This window comes from Candidatus Poribacteria bacterium (assembly GCA_021295755.1).
GTDB lineage: Bacteria > Poribacteria > WGA-4E > WGA-4E > PCPOR2b > PCPOR2b.
Genome location: JAGWBT010000019.1, coordinates 28,625 through 48,040 on the forward strand (window position 1 = coordinate 28,625; position 19,416 = coordinate 48,040).

General features: G+C 47.5%; 10 protein-coding genes and 1 pseudogene. 3 read left to right on the forward strand and 8 right to left on the reverse strand.

Annotation, left to right across the window (positions count from 1 at the left end; all coding sequences use genetic code 11):
- Positions 1-70: 70 nt before the first annotated feature.
- From J4G02_04055 to J4G02_04085, 7 genes are all read right to left on the reverse strand, one after another.
- On the reverse strand, positions 71-1,105 hold the full coding sequence (locus J4G02_04055) for a PorV/PorQ family protein (protein ID MCE2393763.1): 1,035 nt from the start codon (positions 1,103-1,105) through the stop codon (positions 71-73).
- A gap of 215 nt (positions 1,106-1,320) precedes the next feature.
- Positions 1,321-7,548: a T9SS type A sorting domain-containing protein gene (locus J4G02_04060; GenBank protein MCE2393764.1), complete on the reverse strand. Its 6,228-nt coding sequence runs from the start codon at positions 7,546-7,548 to the stop codon at positions 1,321-1,323.
- Between the two features lie 303 nt (positions 7,549-7,851).
- Positions 7,852-8,688, reverse strand: a complete 837-nt coding sequence (locus tag J4G02_04065; GenBank protein MCE2393765.1) for a metallophosphoesterase family protein — start codon at positions 8,686-8,688, stop codon at positions 7,852-7,854.
- A 186-nt stretch (positions 8,689-8,874) separates the two neighbouring features.
- A complete protein-coding gene (locus tag J4G02_04070; protein MCE2393766.1) occupies positions 8,875-10,443 on the reverse strand; it encodes a HEAT repeat domain-containing protein in 1,569 nt (522 codons plus the stop codon).
- 255 nt (positions 10,444-10,698) lie between these two features.
- On the reverse strand, positions 10,699-11,592 hold the full coding sequence (locus tag J4G02_04075; protein MCE2393767.1) for a HEAT repeat domain-containing protein: 894 nt from the start codon (positions 11,590-11,592) through the stop codon (positions 10,699-10,701).
- A 47-nt stretch (positions 11,593-11,639) separates the two neighbouring features.
- Positions 11,640-12,197, reverse strand: coding sequence for a GNAT family N-acetyltransferase (locus J4G02_04080; protein ID MCE2393768.1), 558 nt, complete (start codon positions 12,195-12,197; stop codon positions 11,640-11,642).
- A 151-nt stretch (positions 12,198-12,348) separates the two neighbouring features.
- Positions 12,349-14,724 carry a DEAD/DEAH box helicase gene (locus J4G02_04085; GenBank protein MCE2393769.1) on the reverse strand — a complete coding sequence of 792 codons (2,376 nt, stop codon included), beginning with the start codon at positions 14,722-14,724 and terminating at the stop codon, positions 12,349-12,351.
- A gap of 1,129 nt (positions 14,725-15,853) precedes the next feature.
- Between J4G02_04085 and J4G02_04090 the strand changes: the two are divergent.
- From J4G02_04090 to J4G02_04100, 3 genes and pseudogenes are all read left to right on the forward strand, one after another.
- Positions 15,854-16,955, forward strand: a pseudogene (locus J4G02_04090) (hypothetical protein).
- 50 nt (positions 16,956-17,005) lie between these two features.
- Positions 17,006-17,773, forward strand: coding sequence for an NAD(P)-dependent oxidoreductase (locus tag J4G02_04095; protein MCE2393770.1), 768 nt, complete (start codon positions 17,006-17,008; stop codon positions 17,771-17,773).
- A 22-nt stretch (positions 17,774-17,795) separates the two neighbouring features.
- Positions 17,796-18,866: a Gfo/Idh/MocA family oxidoreductase gene (locus tag J4G02_04100; GenBank protein ID MCE2393771.1), complete on the forward strand. Its 1,071-nt coding sequence runs from the start codon at positions 17,796-17,798 to the stop codon at positions 18,864-18,866.
- Positions 18,867-19,072: 206 nt separating this feature from the next.
- On the opposite strand, the gene J4G02_04105 is transcribed toward J4G02_04100, so the two are convergent.
- Positions 19,073-19,416, reverse strand: a 344-nt coding sequence (locus J4G02_04105; protein MCE2393772.1) for a hypothetical protein, incomplete at its 5' end; no start/stop codon positions are given.

Sequence of the window (19,416 nt, forward strand, 5' to 3'; positions counted from 1 at the left end):
CACGTTTGCCAATAAACTCAACAGAAATACGCGCTCGGACCCCAAGTTCATCAGTTCATTAATGAACCAATCAGAACCGCGTCATCAAAGAGATCCGATTGCTATTTCCCAACTCACTGTTGTTCAAGAAAGCGTAATCCACGGAGAAAGCGGCGCCAGTTAAGAATGAAAGCCGTAACCCTGCACCAGCCGTCATTAAACGGATTGTATTGATGCCTTTCCGCTCCTGAACACCAATCCTTAACGACAGGAGTTCTGCGAAAACGTACTCCGCACCGTAGTGCATTTCAAACGAGTACAAGCTATCGGTATCAACCGTCAGCAACAAGTGGCTTTTCAACGGTTTGATCGATTGTTTGTAAGAGAACCCGATCTTCAGGTTCGGCTCAATCGTGTCTGTATTGGACGCTTCACCCGGTTTTTCGGGTGGTGTATTCCAGTATAGCTTTGTTCTAAAAAAATCCTGCGCGACGATGCCGATCGACAATTGGCGGGATCGTTCAATAGGGGTTGTCCAGAGCAAACCGAGATCCCCACCGACACCAAGCGCGTTTGTGTTGCGCAGCGCAGTGATGTAGATTAATTTAGTGCTGCCACCGAGGAACATGTTCAACCGCTTTGATCCTATATTAAACCTGACCTGCCTGCCATAGGATAGGAAGAAGGCATTGTCGGTGATGTTAAAAGTTCCGACTTGTTTGGGGCGGTTAGCTGGACTGACAGGATTTCCAGGACGTAGGAGTGATGTAATCGGGATATCATCAACGCCCACGCGCAGCCAACTCAACCCAAGCGATGCAACCTCACCGATTGGATGAACATAATTGACGAAATCGTAACTATCTAATTCGCCAAGACTGGAGTGCATAAAAGCTGCTTCGGAATGGCGCAAACGCCCAAGTCCAGCCGGATTCCAATAAGCTGCGGTGGAATCATCAGCGATGGCTGCAAAACTTCCTCCCATCCCCAATGGTCGCGCTCCGACACCGAGCGTTAAGAAATCTCCCGCATACTTTTCTGCAGCATGGGCAACGGTGTGACAACAGAGAGCAATGAGAATGCAGAAAGCCAGAAAGCAGGAAAACGGGAAAGCGGTAAAACGCAAGAAAATTAACCGCAGAGACGCAGAGAACGCAGGGGAAAACAATGAAACAGGAAAACAAGAAGAAACGGAACGCAAGGACGCCAGGACGCGCAGATGCGGAGGAAAATAATAAAAGTTCTTCTTTGCACCTTTGCGCCGTGGCGACATTGCGTTAAATTTCACTTGTTTTCTCGTCTGCTTGTTTTCTCGTTTTCTCGTTATCATGAAATCCTGCTTCACTTTAATTTCATCATTTTGATGTATTCGGTCAAATCCTTCTCCCCCGGCATCTTAACGCGAATCTTGCAGTAGTACACGCCGTTGGCGACATTATCGCCATCTCGATCGCGTCCGTCCCAAGGTATCATCGTGAACCCTGCCCGTGCCGGTTCGGTAAACTCATTGACCAATCGCCCCGACAGACTGTAAATTTTAACCGTCATTTCATCAGCGGCTCCAGTCAGCTCACAGGTAATTACAGTTTTATCGCCGAATGGGTTAGGGTAGTTCATTGCATTGAGGAGTTGAAGGATTTTGTGGATACGGAATTCAATCTCTTCCTCCGATTTGTTCCCATCAAGATCACTGGCACTTAGGCGGACCCGATAGGTTCCCGGTTCTAACTTAGGTGACTGGTAGTTCAGACTAACCTGATTAGACCCTGAAACGTTATTCAGCCGATATTCCGTCTCTGAGATTGACGTGAATTGCTGATTATCCCGGCTGATTTCAAGATAGACCGGGCGAGTAATGTAATCAATACCGTTCTCGTCTGTAAGTGTTGCTTGGATGAACGGTTCTGTAGATACTGGATCTCCATCAATAAAATTCTGTTTGCCAATTGTCAACTGGAGGTCAGGAGGGATAGTGTCATTGCTTTGCATCAGTGTCAACGTACCGGACATCGGGAGTTCAGCGCGGATTCGTCCCGTCTCTATTGTATTAAACCGGAAGCTATCTCCCGCCTCAAATTCTCGCTGACCAGCTAATATCTTGATGCGCAGACCGAATTCAGGGTAAACGAACTCGCTGCCGACCTTACCGCGTACAGTCTGACCGTTCCGTGATAGGTGACCATGTTTTTCCCCTTCAATCTGGAAATGTTCCGAATCCGTGAGCAGAATGATCCATTGATCCGGTGGCATTGATGAATTTTCGTCGAGACGGACATATTGGAGGCTGCCTCTCCCAATATTTTCTTCGCGGAAAGAAGAGGCAAAGTACGTTGTATCGGAACCGCTGGACACACTGCCAAAGATTTGGAAAGTGATAACATCTCCAAACTGGAAATCATTCTCGCCTAAATCTATTCCGATGGCAACGCCATCGCTAAATATACCCGGAACTTCGAACGATGGGTCCACGAACCGATTTGGATTGATGAGTTCGAGCGATCTGCCTTCTTCGCTGATTAGCAGGCGGTAAGTTTCGGATGATGTAAACAGCAACACCCACTTGCCCACCCGTGCGGCCGTTGGCTCAATTCTAACTGTGCGGATTTCACCATCACCGTGGTTCGATGCGCTGATGTTTGCGAGCGTAGATTGAATTTCCATCAGTCCGTCGGATGATGTAACCAATTCGGAATCAAGCCGAACCCAGTTCTTCAGTGTCTCCACCCACAGATACATGCCAATCTCTTTTGCGATAGACTCCGTACCTTCATCAATCGTCACGATCTGATCAGGAGCCGGATCTGAAATTTCTTCTAATCCTAGCTCGTCCTTAATTGTTTCTTGCAATGCCAAACGATCGAATCGCAGCTCCACTGTTATTGGCTGTTGCAGCAGATTTTGATTCAATGACGCTGTGTCCAGCGCCGCATTGTAGGCAACAGTGTCCTCCCCGCTTGGCAGCGTGACAGGGACGAGACTCGATGAATTCACCGGTTTCGGCTGCTGGTGGCTATTTAGCGGTGTGATCGTCAAAACAGCGGGTTGCGGAACAGCGTGAGCGGGTATGCGGAAATCGATCGCTGCATCTTGGCTAAAAATATGCTGATCTCTTTGACCGATGAGGACACTCTGAACTGGAATGAGACGCGATGTAATATTGTCTTTCTCATCGCCTTCGCGCAGTTTTCCATAAGGCATTTCGCTGGGGTTGAAGGCAGGATCGACATAGACGAAAACCTCGTGATTGCCGATCGACAATTCATGTTTAAGGGTTGCTGTTGCGATCCAGTTGGTGTTAAGAGGTCTATCCCTGAAAGCACGAGGACGGCCTAGGCTATCGGTTTCACCCCCGGTCTTGAGTGAATTTTTGTGAGGTTCTACCGGATCTCTGCGCTGCCATGCGCTAGGGGGAATCTGGGTCTTCCCAAGCAGCTTTGCACTAGTATCAACAACGCCATCCCCATCACGATCAGGGTTGCCTGCAAAAAAAGCGACTTCTAGATTCTCTTTGAGTTCTATATCTTCAATCTGCTCAATATCTGCGTTAATCGTCCATGCACTATCTTCGCGGGAGTGGTCATAGTAGATTAACGGACCTGAGAATCCCAGGCCGGATGTAACTCGCACGTCGGGAAATACAAACGGACGATATGTCCTCCGTCCGGAATAGACGTGTCGACTGTCGATATCAACCACCGTAATCTCATATCGGATGCTGGCTCGGTTGGTTGGTAATGGTAATGGCTTGGGAGTTGTATACCAGCCGTTGCCGCGCGATGTATCCCGGATCATCACTTCTTCAAACGATTCCCGTTTTTCCGGGTCTCGCCACTCTAGGATAACTAACTTGATACCTTGTTCATTCAATTCATCGGAAACCTGTGTGGATATACGAAAATGAGAAGGCTCACTACCCGGGCTGCCAGCGACGAGTTCCGGCTGTATATCAAGGATCTTCGGTACAAGCACGGTAAATGAGCGTCCAGTGGCAGCGATACTGGTCGCACTTTCGGCATAAAATTCAACATGGCCCTCGCCTGCACTAATTCCTTTGGGCACAGGGATGGAAAGTCCGGAGAATTTTCCGTTTACGACGGTTGTCTCTTGGGTGACAGGAACATTGCCTAAGTATACCTTCAAGAGCTCTTCTTCGCCTTCAATGTTTGAATAGGTGCCGGGAAAAACTGCTTTTGCATAGAGCCGTCCATTGAAATTTGAAATTGGCGTAAACCGTTTTTGCTTAATTGCAGGGTCGTAGGTAGCTTCGACAATCTGCCCCGGAGAGATTTTGAGAAATTGTCCGGCTGTAACGGTTCGCGTTTCAATATCTGCCTCAATCTCATAATCCGCCATAGCGAGTTTCATCGCCGGATCTCCAAAGAGGGTGTATTCCAACATGACGTTGAGTTGTCCACGGCCATCCTGTATTAACTGTTCGATCTTTGAGTCGAAGCTGATTGGTCCGAGTTGCCGTATATTTCGCTGGAAAATCATATCAAAAATGATGTTATTGAGTGCATCGTTACCGCTGCCGTAGGTCAGGCGCGTGGCGCTCAACATGGCGACAATTCCGCTTTTATCCTTTCGGAGCATCTTTTCCGCCATGCTCGGTTCGCCGGGCGCATCAAAATAGCCGTTGTAACAGCTCAACACTAGCATGAATGGGAGGTGATCCGTATCACTAACCTGATCAATTGCCCGATTGTCAAAGATTGCCTCATGTGCCCAAACAATTCGACCGCCATGCCCTGCATATTGCGCGATAACCGCACCGTCGCCCATTGCGTCAATAATCATGTCCTTTGCCACTCGCTGTGGCAGTTCAGGGTAGGCTGCTTTATTCGCTTCAACCATGTTCTTTACGTCTTCGAGGTAAATCGGGACGGTTTCGTAACCGAGCAGCGCTTGGTTTTTTGAAATCGAGGCTAAACTTTTCTTGAAGATCTCATCGCTAGAGTTATTGATTTCGTCATCTGCTACGGAAAGGATCCGGCGGCGCCAGTTCCCGTTGGGTCGTTTATCCTCATAGTTGATGAGTTTCTCGACAACGTTTTCGGCTTGCTCGAGTGTTTCCACACTCAATCTTCCAATGTAGAAATCGGGCAGTTCATCAATGCCGTTTACTGTTGTATACCAGTGATCAACTGAGGTCTTCCCGAAGGAGATGGTCCAGATGTAATGGGTTGGGATATATCCCGTCAATTCTGGAGGTTCTGGATAAACTTCCCTATCAACCCCACGGTGATCGTACGTGCCATCTCCCATAATTGTGACATAAGAGAGCGCGGGCGATTGCCAATTTTTATAGGCATAGGTCAGGAAGTCCTTGATAGCTTGCGGATTGACCATGCCGTTGCTGAAGATGTCGTAAATCTGTGTAACATCAACGACCTTCGTTCGGTATCCACCGCCCTTTGGTGTTGATCTCCATCGTGCCAACCTGTTCGATGGCTCAAGGAATATTGGATGACTGATGATCAGGTAATCTGCGCCATTGCTAGTAGAGAGTAGATCGCTCGGTGTCTCCGCCTCAACCTGAACCGGCTGACGTACACTCGCCGAGGAGACCGCGATATACTTCCCATCGTGTGCATCGCGTACTTGGAACGTTGCGTTGTAGGCAACCCGCGGGATGTCGTGTAGTGAAGGTTGACTTGTGCCGTTGGCATCGGCATTGATGCGGTTGATTTCGCGGAGGCGGTTGCGTTCAACTCGATCCAGATCTATACGGTCAATTTTGAGATTTTGGAACTTTGATACCAGCACCTCACCGTCATGTTCAAAGATTGCTACATCTGGGGATAAGAAGGTTTGGACATTATACTCCAACCGACGCCGTATCCGGGCATTGTATGGGTCGGTGGTAGCAGGTGTGGCGAATTCAAGAGAATCGTTGACTGCTTTTAGCAGGCGCGTATACTCGACCCCGAAAGAATTAATATAAATGTGATGAGAAAAGGCTAGGGTATTTTCTTCTTCTGTGGTATCAATTCGAGCGAGGGTAATCGCATTCTTTTCGCCTTGGGTTGCATCCCGCAAATTGTTCCAGACCCGTAGTTTTTTATCAACTATGACAACTTCTTGGTCTGACCACTTCACCTCATCAATCCGAATATTGTTAATTGAAACCAGAGCCTCATGATCGGTTGGTGTACCACCTTGCAAAGTGATGCGGATACTCGGTGGATCAAAGCTCTGCGTGAGGTCGTAAAGCGGAAATTCGAGATCCACTTCATTTGCATCAGCTAAGTTTTTGACACCGGTCCAGTACCAGAAGTCAAGCGCTTCAAACCAGCCGTGTTTGTCATCTGGCGATACATCTTTAGGTTCAACATGTCGCAGGTTATTGTGGAAATGATCCTCTTCAAAGTACAGTTTCGAGCGGAAACTAGGAACCAGCTTTGCTGTTGGGTCATCAGGACTACCATGGATTTCGGAAATACGCGCCCCTCGCGTGCGTTCAGCACTGAGCCAATAGACATTCCACCTTGTATATCGACTCTTTGCATCTATACCGAGAAAATCTATGAAATCGCCACGGTCAAAACGCCCATCCGCTTCACCATGAATGTATATCGGAATCTCCTTACCGTTTGTTCTAAGGTGTAAACGCCGCGGATCAACCCCGCTCAAATTAACCCCCCATTTCCGACGCAAGTCATCGCTCGTCAGGCGATAGATACCGGTTTTATCGACGAGAATCTTATACCGGTTTCCATTCGTTTGTTCCTGTACTGCGGGCCCTGCTCCGATGCTGCGATCGAGATCCAAAGCGCCCGGCGCAGCAGCCGCGCTTGTCGTCGGGACACGCCAATGTTTAGCCTCATTGTAGTTTAACAGAACGTTTTGGTACATCCGTTCAAATGATGCCGGCTCTGCGGGCGTAAATTGAGAACGTGAAGCACTAGCGCTGTGGAATCTGTTATTTGAACTTTGGCGTATAAAGTGGACGCGGACGGTCATACGAGAATGAATCCGCAACATTCTCGATTTTGGTTGATACTGGACTGGACGGAGTTCTAGATAAAGCACCCGTTGGGAGCGGATATAACCGTCATAAATCCTGTTGGAACTGTAGGCGGGACCATCTTCGCGCCATTCTTCTTCGAGTGTTTCGAAGTTTTCGGGATGGGAAAAGGAAGAGGTGCTCTCACTACGAAGCTTAGGAACACGGTGTGGCACAGGCGAGATGCGATAACCGGACCGTGTTTCTGTCGTGGTATGAAGGACTTCAACGCGAAACTTGACGTTTGGTGGCACACCAAGCGTTACGCGCGACACAGGGAGTTGTGGATTTCCTGCTTCATTGGTAAATCCACTTCCTTCAAAACTGACAGTCTGATACCGAATCCCATTCCGTTTAACTGTCGAGACTTCAAGTTTTGGAAGATTAACCTCGACGGTTATTCCGTTCTGATCGGTGCTAGCGTTTGTATTTGCGTGAACGTCTAAAGTCCAGGTGTCAAACAGATGGAAACAACATAATGCGTAAAGCGTCAAGCGGAAAACGTAAGAATCCCATAGATTCAGCATTGTGGAATCACTGTTTTGCCGGTTCAGACGGTTCATGCGGATGTTGCCTCCTTGTTGCGGATAGTCGTGATGAATCGTGTGCTAACATCATCGTTAGTAGATTGTTAAGATTTGATTCTTCACGTTGTTTGAATGGTACGCATTCTTATTCCACGATTCCGTAACTTAGCTCACAAACTATTTATAGTGGATTTTAGAATTAATGAGACACTCCAAACCGGTGCGGTTGAAAACCGTACCTACCGGGTTGGACTGCATTCGGTGCGGCTGGAAACCGCACCGACCGGGGAGCGAAAGTGTCTATTTATTTTTAGAATTCACCATATTTGCTATTGAAAGTCAAAGCTCGAAGCAGGTAAGCCTTTCCTGTGCATAGACAGATAAATCACACGCGGGGGGCTGATGTAGATAACCAATCGGAGAACAGATTGCATTGACATTGCCAACTTGTTGCCTAACTGGAGTGTGCGTATGTCCAAAGAGAGCGTGTGTGACGAGTTGTTCTTCGAGGCAGGTCTTGCCGAGTCCTTGACTCCCCATGTATGCACCGAAGAAATCCCCCGGCAATGTTCCGCGATAGTGAACGCACTCTTGGAAGGGGACGTGGTGGGTTGTCACAATAATTTGCGAGACGGAATCTTTGATTGAATGAATCTGGGCCCGCAACTTATTCTCAAATCGGTAGGCGATTTCCGGGTCTGTTCCATCCCATTTTGCGTAATTTGAGTCGTTCCAAACGGATCCCAATAACTGTTTCGATGCGTATGTCTCCTCTGAAAAATTGTACTCCTTGCATCGAAATGAGTAGTCATACCATCCGATTGTACCGCAGAATCCAACGCTGTTTTTTACGAAGGGTGCAGCGTCCAGTGGATAGAAATCGCACTCACGACAAACTACTGTGATGGCATCGTGTTTCTGCTCGCTCGTAATGTCGGGATGTTCGCTCACCCAAATGTCGTGGTTTCCGGGAACGAATAATTTGGGGCAATCCAAGTTAGATTCGGTGAATGCGTTCAGGATGTTGGCGAGTTCGAGCAGGTTGGGCGATAGATCCCCAGCGAGGATGAAGATATCCAAGCCTGCTTTCTCAGCCGCTTCGACGATATGCGGAAGAATCTGTTTATTCAACGGGGTGACATCGGTATGCAGATCGGAGGTAACGCCAATTTTCATCTGATTGGGAGTTAGCTTGCAGTTCCCGATCGGATCGGGAACCTCGCTTCGCGGGACTGGTATTTATCTTCTTGAAGGGCAAACCCGTTGTCCGCATCCCCTGAACCTCAAAATGCACCCGAATCCATCACTCGGGTCAGACCTCGGTTTTCTCATATTTGGTGGTGCTATGCAAACTTGGGTTTATCAGTTTGTGACCGAATACGACATTGATTGTGCATCAAGCGGTTCATAGATGTTGAGCCTACCCTCTTCTTTACGGGCTTCTTTGCGGACAATGTACATTCGTTGATTATCCTTATCATCTATCCACCACTCGCTATCTTTCTTTTGAATCGAAAGGATGGCATTTTGAGAAAGCGGGATTTTGTTATCTTTAAACTCTTGTCGTAACTCCGCTGAGATATTTTCACTGTTCAGATGAGTTTGATACTTTAACTCAACATTAAACAGCAATACCTGTAGCTCGTCGAGAAATGTCCTTAAACCACTTCCTTCTGGAAGCGCTTCCCTCTGAAGACGAAGTGCCTCAATTGAAGGGGAACGACCGACTTTGGCAACGGCATCGGCGACAGTCAATTTAATCGTTGGGTTGTCTGTCGTTTTGAGAGCGTTGATTAACGTGTTCCGTGCCTTGTTTCCACCGATGTTGCCGAGCGCCGAGGCGGCAATATCTTTAACGCTTGCATCGCCACGATCAAAGGCAGCAATGAGCGCATCAACGGAGTCCTCGCCGATCTGACTCAGCGCAAGCCCCGCCTTGAAACGGATGCCGGGAATCTCCATGCTATCTTCCATCACGGCAATCAGATCCTCAATGGCAGCGGTCGGTTTGAGATGTCCCAAAATGGAGATACATGCCCGCCGAATCTCCTGATTCGGTTCAACCTCCCGTTTGATATATTTCTGTCCTAATTCTACCATCTGTCCATCAATTATCTTCTGGTATAAGGCTGCGGAGCGCTGCCGAAATTGTGTGCCGAATGGGTCGTTGAGGGTAACGCGGTTGTTCTCAAGATCGCTCGTAAGCAGTCCCAAGATTTCGGCGGATTCACGCTGCCGCGGGTTTAGCTGATCGGCAGGTAATTCATCAACATTGGCTTGCTGAAATTGCTGAAATAGCGTATTCAATTGACTTAAGGCAACGAGACGTTCTAAGGCTTGGGCAGCCGGTTGACGCAAGGTACTGCCTTCGCTCTCTAGAAGCACAGTCAATGGCTGAACAGCACGCACATCGCCCAAGTTACCGAGTGCATTGACGGTGCCAATCTTTATACCAACTAATTCAATTGTGCGGAATGTAACCTTAGAATCGTGCTTTGCAAATTCGTCAAGTGCTTTCTTATAGTCTTTAATGGTTTGGAGGTTTCGTTCATCAATTACGCTTTGGATCATGTCACCCACTTTGATGTTGCCTGTGTCAGCGGGACTTCCCGAAGTCACTTTGCTAACGCGTGATCCATCAACTTCCAAGCCAACTTTATCGCCCTTTCTTCGGACAGCCAACCGAATTTCTCGACCATCCGTCAGCTTGATGATAAAGTTGTTATCCTCTTTCATTGCACTTTTGACAGCTTGTTTATAATCCCCTGTACTTTGAATTGTTCGTTCACCAATCACATAGGAGATTAGTTCGCCTTTCTCAAGGTTGGCTTGGCTTGCGGGACCGTTTGCATTTACGTCAATTACAACCACGCCGGTGGTTGACCAACGATTGTCGAGATCGTTGTCCAACTGCTGGAGTTCCATTTGCAATCGATCGTCGTAATAACGGTTGTCACTGCATCCAGCAACACATAGGATTGTGAATATTAAAAGAAAACTAAGTTGTATTTTCCAAATCATGAGATCCCTTTCATACAGATTTTCGAGTACAGATTCTCAACACGTTAAAAATCGGTTAGAGTTAACCTTTGAAACACTTATCGGGCCGCACAAATTTACAGTCAAGTCGGCAGTCGGAGGAGTTGTTTCTTCCAAAGGTTTTCGTGGAGGATTTTAATTTTCGGGTCAGAAGTTGACAACGACCTCTCGGTTGCCTTGTTCGCTTAAGACCTCTAGCAATGGCTTAACCGCCCTTTCATCACCGAGTTGCTCTAACGCCTGAATCGCATCAACACGCATTGAGGACCCCTTGTTCTCGACGATCTCGACCAATTGTTCTACCGCGGTCCCTCCGATTTTGCCCAATGCTTCGACAGCAAGCCCACGTATTTCAGGATCTTCCCTGTCTCTTTGCCATTTGGCTGCACCAGAGTTGACGACCTCTACTAATAACGGAATTGCGCTTTTATCCCCGATTGCACCAAGCGCCTTGATAACGTTCAAACGGGTTTCCCTGCGTTTATGGTCTAGCAAGTCTATAAGAATCGGCACAATCTCCTCCGGGTGGTCTCTGCCAAGGGAAGCCAACACCCACTGTGCATCGTGTCTGTCGCGGTTATCCTTGGACTTAATTGCTTTTTTCAAGGCATTGAGTAACTTTTTTCGATCAGCTTGTTGGTAGATGCGCTTGAGTGCATCTAACGCTGCGTTCTGAACGTCAGGCTCACGGTTTCTTAATGTCTCAAAGACAAGGATTTCGAGGTATTTTCGCTTGTCGTTTTGGTAAGCTTGAAACATGTGCTTACCTCGTTCTTCGATCGAGGCGCTCATCTTGTCTGGGGTTGCATCTGCGTAAAACAGTTCAGAATCGTAGTAGCCGAGAAGATAGTGTGCTTCCGCATTATCTTGCTCATGTTGAATTGCCAGCTTGAACTGTTGGGCGGCACGTTCCTCTTTCCGTCGTTTGTCAGATTTGATCAGTTCTTTGCCCTTGGAAAGGTACGGATTTTGGCTTCCGCAACTGATGAGAAAAGCGGCGATGCCAATTGCAACGATAGGTAACTTAAAATATCTCTTCATATTTACTCCAATCGGTAAGGCACGATATGTAGCGCGCTAAACAAGATTTATAATAGTTTTTGTTGCTGTTCTTCAATATGGGAATCCTCCGAATTTTCAGAGGAATCTTCGGTGTTTTCTTCTAGTTGAAGATCTTCTTCGGTCTCTTCTTCTGGTTCAAGGGTTGCGTCGGTGGCCGCTTCTTGGTCAGAGGCGCTCGCCGTATCAGAAGAGCCGACTGTTTTTTGCAATGTGATAACGGGACGTTCATCAAATCCCCATCCTTTGTAAGCGTTTATGATTGCCTCCTCCGACGGAGACAGTTCAATCTGAAGCGTTGTGATGCCATTTTCTTCTGCAACCTGCTCGGTGGCTTCGATTAACCTATCTGCGACTGCGAACTGTCGAAAGGGCGCAGAAACCGCCAACTGGCCCACTTCGCCAATTTCAGGGGCGAGGGGGTGCCGCTCAAGCCGGATATTTCCGATCGCATGTCCGCTCGCTTCAGCGACAATTCGATAGACCTCTCCCTGCTGCGTCCGTGAGAGATCTTTGTGGTTTTGCCGGTAAAGCAGTACTGCTCCAAAGCTTTCGCATCGTTTGCAGCGGCGGGTCGAATTCGTAATGTTGTAGTGAGTTCAAATTCTTGGTTTGCCATGTTTTTTCTCCATTGGTTAAAGATGTGCAAGGTTGTTGTATTCACATAATAACAAACAGATGTTAACTATTGTAACATAATATAAATTTGAGGGCAAGCGAAAAGTCCACTGACGAGGCTCATAACGCCTCCTGACCAGCGCGCAACTGACGTTCAGCGTCTATCACGTCACGGTTGATTTTGTCGAGGCACCGATCTACCTTATCCAGTAGTGCATCATGTCCGACCGCTGCTCGGCGTACCTGCCGGAGCAAATCTATTACGAGTCGAAACGCTCGCACAAAGTCGCCGTCAGCTAAGTTTACGTATTGGGGCAGCGTCTCAAACTCACAACCTTGACTCCACGCAAGCATCGCTGCGCTCAACTTCGTTACTAGCTTGGGTGTCACCGGATCAACCTGGTACTTTTCCTCCAATATCCGGATTGCTTCGATTTCCTTGTCTACTGTGCGCAGTAGCCTTTTAATCTTTTTATCTTCGAGCTTTCTATAGTATCCCCAGTCCTTTTTGTCCTCACAAACAATTGCCATTGCTAGGACATTGAGCTCGTCTTCACTCAATTTTTCAAAATAACCTTTGAAAAAGAGTTGCGTTACCTGTACTTCGTAGCCGTAAATTTGCGAAGCCATCTGGCCTCGACCGAGTAATCCGGAGGTATCGGTATATCCAAGTTCTTTGAGAATTTTCAAGCGCGACGCAATCTGTTTTCGCTGATAACTTTCAAGCAAGGCTTTCCTATTTTGAAGTTTCTCAATCCGATTCTCAGCTTGTATGATTTTGCGGTAGCTTTGGTCGCAGCTTTTGAATTGTTTGCAGTTATGACAGAGATTTTCATTTTTTGTGGATGCAATGTGCTGCAGCCGACGTTCAGCCCGGATGAAATTTTGACGTAGAGCTTTCCGATGTTTTCGCTTCCCCCCTTTTCGCTTGAGTGCACGGCGTTCCGTTTTCAGATGTCTGCGCTGTTCGATGATCTGGTCTTGAAGATGGTTATAGCTGCCAACCTGATCAAATCCATCAACACCGTCATGAATACAGGTTGGTTCAGAGAGTTTTTTTAGGGTTGCGGATGTATGTTGAATCTGTGCTTCTGTCTTGTCCACCCGCCCAAGGTTTTGGAAGTTACTCAGGCTTTGGGTGCATACATCGTAAATATCGCCTCCATATTTTTCATAAAGATTCAGGATACTTGAATATGAGAGGTTGAACTGGCTTTCAATCGGTTCAATTTTGCCTGAGAGGATCCGTTTGACACTCTCAAAATGCGCAAATTTTGGAAAAATGCGTGCATAAACATAGCCAACTGGATCAATACCACGTCGTCCAGCCCGTCCCGACATCTGATGATACTCACGCGCTTTCAGGTAGCGGAAATTAACGCCATCATATTTTTCTAAACTCTCAAAAACAACCGTGCACGCCGGCATATTAATGCCAACCGCAAAGGTTTCCGTTGTGAAAAGTAGTTGAATCAGCCCAGAGGTGAACAGTCGTTCGACTACCTCTTTCAAGGTCGGCAGCATACCCGCATGATGGTATGCAATTCCTTTAGAAACAAGGCGACGGAAGGCTTGGATATTACGTTCGTTTCGGATATTATATTGCGTACATAACAGATCGAACAGACGAAGAATTTCTTTTCGTTGTTCGGAGGTCAGGAAATTCTGTGTGGCATAATGCGCTGCATTTTGCTCGCAAACCTTGCGACTAAAACAGAAATAGAGACAAGGGAACTTGTGCTGGTGTTGAATGTAGGCAATTAGATCTTCCTGAATGAGATAATCGCGTAACCTATCTTCAAGCGTTTCACCCTCATCGAGATTATCGGAGTCTTCGTCGATGTCGTGGAAATCGTCACGGTCATAGATTATAGACTCTTGGATCTGTTGCAGTGCCTCAAGATTACCGATGCCGTATCCTTCCAAATAAAGGTGGTGCTCCAAAGGAACGGGGCGTTCCAGTTCCTCAATAACGTTAATCTCAACCTCTCGGACCGTGCGCATCCATTCAGCGAATTGGGCGATGTTCGGGATTGTCGCACTCAAACAGACAAATTTGATATTCTGAGGGGCAAAAATGATGCTCTCTTCCCAAACTGTCCCACGTTCAATATCGTTTATATAGTGGATTTCATCGAAAATAACGTATTCTACATCTTCTAAGCGGGTAATATCATCAAAGATTGTATTGCGGAAAATTTCCGTTGTCATCAACAGCACTTGAGCCGATTGGTTTAGCACTACATCGCCCGTGACAATTCCAACACGATCGCCATAAACCCCATAGAAATCTCGATACTTCTGGTTGCTCAGTGCTTTAATCGGTGCCGTATAAATCACGCGACGATCCATCTCCATACATTTTTCGATGGCATATTCGGCAAGCACGGTTTTGCCTGCTCCCGTCGGGGCAGTGACAAGTACGGAGTGATTCCGATCTATGGCATGAATCGCCTCCTCCTGAAACGGATCTAATTGTAGCCCCTTGTAAAGCATTCACATCTCCTAGAAATAATGCAAGTTGCCGCTGCCTGTCTGAATCAGAATTCTCTGGATTTACAGGATAGATCCTATGAAACGACCCATAACACGAACGAAGCCAAGTAGTCTGACTATGTACATTGCACACCACCACGATTCCGCGGTTTGGCAGGGCACTGACAGGTGAAAAAAAATATTTCAATGCCCTAGACGGGTATTCATAATTCGCGGGTGTGCCGCGAATCCCGATGGCCACTATACTTGAGCGGTATTACATAAGTGTGCTATGCTATAGCGGTTGTCTGTAAAAGGTTTGTTGACCTGCCATTTAGCATCGACTAAGGTTTGCTGATGCCATATTAGCATTGACTAAGGTTTGCTGACCTACCAGATCAGCATCAATTTATGAGCAAATTTCCTGATAAATGTCAATACGCTCTAGCAACTTGGCTTATACTAGCTGTAGGACTCACGCACTTCAGTTTATTAAGAATAACCTAAGTTGCTAGTTGCGTGATGATACCACATACATGTCGCCCCGGTGTCATCATCAGGCAGTCTGCCATAAGTAGCGCGAACTGTTAGTTTGCAGGTTGGGATCACAATCTAACAGATCGTGGTACAAAAGTAGATTGTAGGTCTATATTCATATCTTGACAAAATACACAGCGTGGCGTGCAACAAGCCGGGGTCATTGATCCAAAACATGTCGCCCCGGTGGGGCTATGAGTCGGGCAAGATGCCCGACCTACAAGTATCGGAGTTTGACTTTTACTGCATCGCATATAACTAGCAACTGACGTTAGAAACAGCTGGTAGAATGATTATAACCGTTTCCTTTTTTTTTGTCAATTATGAAATGAGTTTATTACGGTCATTTAGCTTTCGGTTTTTTAACCATTTTGCTTGAAAAGTTGCAACCGGGAGATGTCGGGATTCGGAGATCCCTCCTACAGGAGAATTAAATGCCCCTATGAGTTTATAAAGTGTGATTGATGTATTTGCTCCGTTCAAGATTCAACTTGCCAACCGTATTAAAGCGTGCTATGCTTTTGCATCCAATATGTCAAATTACCGTTTATAGCAAGAACGGATCAACCCTTGCAAATTCGCACCATCAGTTCCATAAGGAGGGTGTCCCTTTATGTTTCGTCATTTCATTTCCGCTTTGATTGGTTTCTGTCAGAAACAGTGTCTCAGCGTCTGCATCGGTTTATTGATGTGCATCTTGGGTTATCAAACAGTATCTGCCCAACAACAGATAGCCCTAGACACCCACGCGATCTTCCAACAAAGCTGTCTCATTTGTCATGGTCCTGATGGTGCTTATAAAGAAACACTCTTAATGGAACACAATGCACTCATCGAAAAAGGGAAGCGTTGTTCCGGGAAACCCTGATGCCTCTGAACTGTATAAGCGACTCATAACCACTGAAACAGCCAAACGGATGCTCAGTCAATTGATACGATTCGGAACTGGATATTGGCTGGGGCACCCGATTGGATCGCAACCTCCACAACCGATGGCGACTTCATCTCTCCTAGTGAAGTCCTCAATACCATTGAGACTCACCTGATGTCCCTTGCACCATTTGACCGTGCCTATGCCCGGTACTTCACAATGACACATCTCTATAATGCGGGGGAGTCAGCACAAATACTCCAAGAATATCGTAAAGCACTCAACAAACTGATTAACAGCCTCTCATGGGGGAGTGTAGTTATCAACCCACAACCCATCGACCCACAATGGACTATCTTCTATATCGACCTCAGACACTATGAGTGGGACGTCAATGATGGGTGGACGAAAATAGAAGCAGAATATCCCTACCATATTGGGTTTGATGCCCCAACACAGACCGCACTGAAGGCACAACTGGGGCGGTTACAGGGGGAGATGAAGTGTGATATAACATCGGTTCATGTCGATTGGTTTGTCGCACAAGCATCTCTACCCCCACTGTATCATGATTTACTCTCTCTCCCATTGACAGATAGGGAATTGGAAACCCGATTGGAAGTCGATGTCCTCCGTAACATCAACGATGCACCGGGGGTGCGCGTGTGGAGGGCAGGGACAAACAATTCAGGGGTGTCCAATAACAATCGGGTGATAGAACGGCATAAATCTCGGTATGGCGCATATTGGAACACAGAACATCTTCACCCACCCACTTTCATTCACCCATGATGGTGGAGAGGTTATCTTTAATCTTCCCAACGGGTTACAAGCCTACTACATATATAGGGGATGACCACGGTTATCTCATACTCAGAAAGGAACAAGATAGATATGGCAGAAAAAAAACGGGTGCTCATTACCGGTGGAGCAGGTAAAGTTGGCAGTACATTGTGGGGTGCTTGGGAAAAGGAAGATAAATACACCTTGACATTGGTAGATCTCAAGGAGGCTGATAGCACGAAATCCCGCGTTGAATTGGGAGATGTTCGGGGCTATCAGCGAATGCGAGAACTTTGCAAAGATCAAGATGTCGTTGTGCACCTCGCGCTTGTGTCCTCAAACCAATTTGGCAAGGTGCCGGGCGAAGTGACCGATATTGGGGCATCAATGCTGCTATTTGAAGCTGCCCGCGAAGAGGGTGTCCAAAAGATCGTGTTTGCGTCCACAAACCATGTCACCGGTTGGAATGAACAGATAAGTTCACCGCCGCGATTCTCGACAGCGGAACAGATCAATCCTGATGGTTGGTATGGCGCGATGAAAGGGATGGCAGAGGTTGCCGGACGCTACCTCGTTAATGAGTTCGATATGCGCTTTATCAGCATCCGTATTGGCACATTCACAGGTGGGTATGAAGCGGAGCATTTACGCACCTGTAGCACACTTCTGACACCGCGCGACTGTGCCCAACTTTTCGGACGGGCAGTTGATTATGAAGGACCTGTGAAATTTCTTATCACGTATGGCAGGTCTGCCAATTCGACCGCCTACCAGCAGAGCTATCTTGATATCAGTGGTGCCGTTGAGATCCTCGGTTATCAACCGCAAGATAACCTGATGAAAACGCATCTTCCTCAGTTGCTAGCCGATGATGCGTAAAATGTGAAAGGAGCATGTCATCATGGCAGAGAAAATCAAAATTGGAGTAATCGGGTGCAGAGTTGGTCGGGCGTGGGTAGCGGGTGCAAGTGCGGGCGAAGATACTACCGCTTGGGCGGTGGCAGATCTGAATCAGGAACTCGCTCAGCAGGTTGCTGCCGATAACGATGTCTCCAAAGTGTATGGCGACTATCAGGAATTGCTCGCGGACGACGAAGTGGAAGCGGTTGGGGTTGCCACATCCCCTGATGTGCGGAAGCCGATGGTAATTGATGCGTTGAATGCGGGCAAGCATGTGCTGGTGCAGAAGCCACACGGTCGCAACGCCGCCGATGTGGAGGAGATCAACAAAGTGGCGGCATCCACCGGGCAAACCCTTGTATACTCCTACTTCATGCGGCACGAAGCAGAAAATAAAAAGACCCGTCAAATCATCGTCGCAGGAGAAATCGGGCAGGTATACCACGCACGGGTGCACTATCATTACCGGGAACGCGGGGTCAACTATGAACCGGGACCGGGCAGAGATTGGCTGTATCGGTGGGGGTTAAAGGGTGGTGCGTTGGGTCAACACGGCTCACACTATCTCGATCAGGCGTGGTTTCTGATGGGCTGTCCACAACCCGAATGGGCGTTTGCTGTCAGTCATAGCGCATTTCCAACGACGCTAGCGGTAGAGCATCATTCTGAGGATTACCTCAGTTTTCTGGTTGGGTGTGCCAACGGTATCACGATCCAGATGGACACCTCCTCCGTCATTCCGACATGGACAGACCGTGCATGGGATCTCCGTATACGAATTTTAGGCACGGCTGGCACAATCGAGCAGGAATCTACCTCCCAACCTTCGGGTGTGAAGCGTTCGGGGACACGCCGACTGCTTGGTGGGATCTATACTGAAGGCGACGATTTCATCGACGAATATGTGGCACACAGCGATGGCGATTTCAACGGAGAGATCCGCGATTTCGCTGGCGCAATTCGTGGGACAAACCCGCCCGATGTTTCCCCCACCGATGCGCTGACGTTTATGAAATTGTTGGACGCGATCTATTTGAGCGCGGAGACCGGAGAGAAGGTGCAGATCTCTTAGTTGTGATTATCATTTACTATGGAAGTTTGGGTGCCTCGCTGGAGCCGTATGTAGATTTTCTCTGCCGGGCTGATGATAGTTGTCAATTTGAAGGAACAGACGAAACACTACATCCTGCATTGAAAGTATACCGCGATATAGATAGAGAATCTCAATTATACAAGGAATATGGACCTCATGCGTGGATTGCAGGAAGTAAAACATAATTAGTGACTAAACTGTTTTGCTACATAATTAAGATCCATTCTGTTGCTTGTGCCATCACCATTAACATCACCGGCAGTAGTGCCAAACGATTGAGAGACGAGGATTAGATCGAGGGCGTTGATAGTCCCATCTCTGTTCAGGTCAAACGGCTTGCCTACACGGATATAAATTTCGCCGTGGAGGTCGGGGAGCAGGTGGGTGATGTCCTGTTTGTTGCTGGACGCGCTTGTTGATGACTGGGGAAGAGTTATGGTTTGTTCTTTACCGCTTCGGTTATAGACTGCCCAGCCGTTGGTGAACTCGCGGATAAATAGCCCGTCGATGTTTTGATAGGATTCGGCTT

What these genes read in the sequence shown, in the direction of transcription:
- J4G02_04060 (MCE2393764.1), bottom strand. Translation starts at nt 7,548, where the DNA reads ATGAACCGTCTGAACCGGCAAAACAGTGATTCCACAATGCTGAATCTA.
- J4G02_04065 (MCE2393765.1), bottom strand. Translation starts at nt 8,688, where the DNA reads ATGAAAATTGGCGTTACCTCCGATCTGCATACCGATGTCACCCCGTTG.
- J4G02_04075 (MCE2393767.1), bottom strand. Translation starts at nt 11,592, where the DNA reads ATGAAGAGATATTTTAAGTTACCTATCGTTGCAATTGGCATCGCCGCT.
- J4G02_04085 (MCE2393769.1), bottom strand. Translation starts at nt 14,724, where the DNA reads ATGCTTTACAAGGGGCTACAATTAGATCCGTTTCAGGAGGAGGCGATT.
- J4G02_04095 (MCE2393770.1), top strand. Translation starts at nt 17,006, where the DNA reads ATGGCAGAAAAAAAACGGGTGCTCATTACCGGTGGAGCAGGTAAAGTT.
- J4G02_04100 (MCE2393771.1), top strand. Translation starts at nt 17,796, where the DNA reads ATGGCAGAGAAAATCAAAATTGGAGTAATCGGGTGCAGAGTTGGTCGG.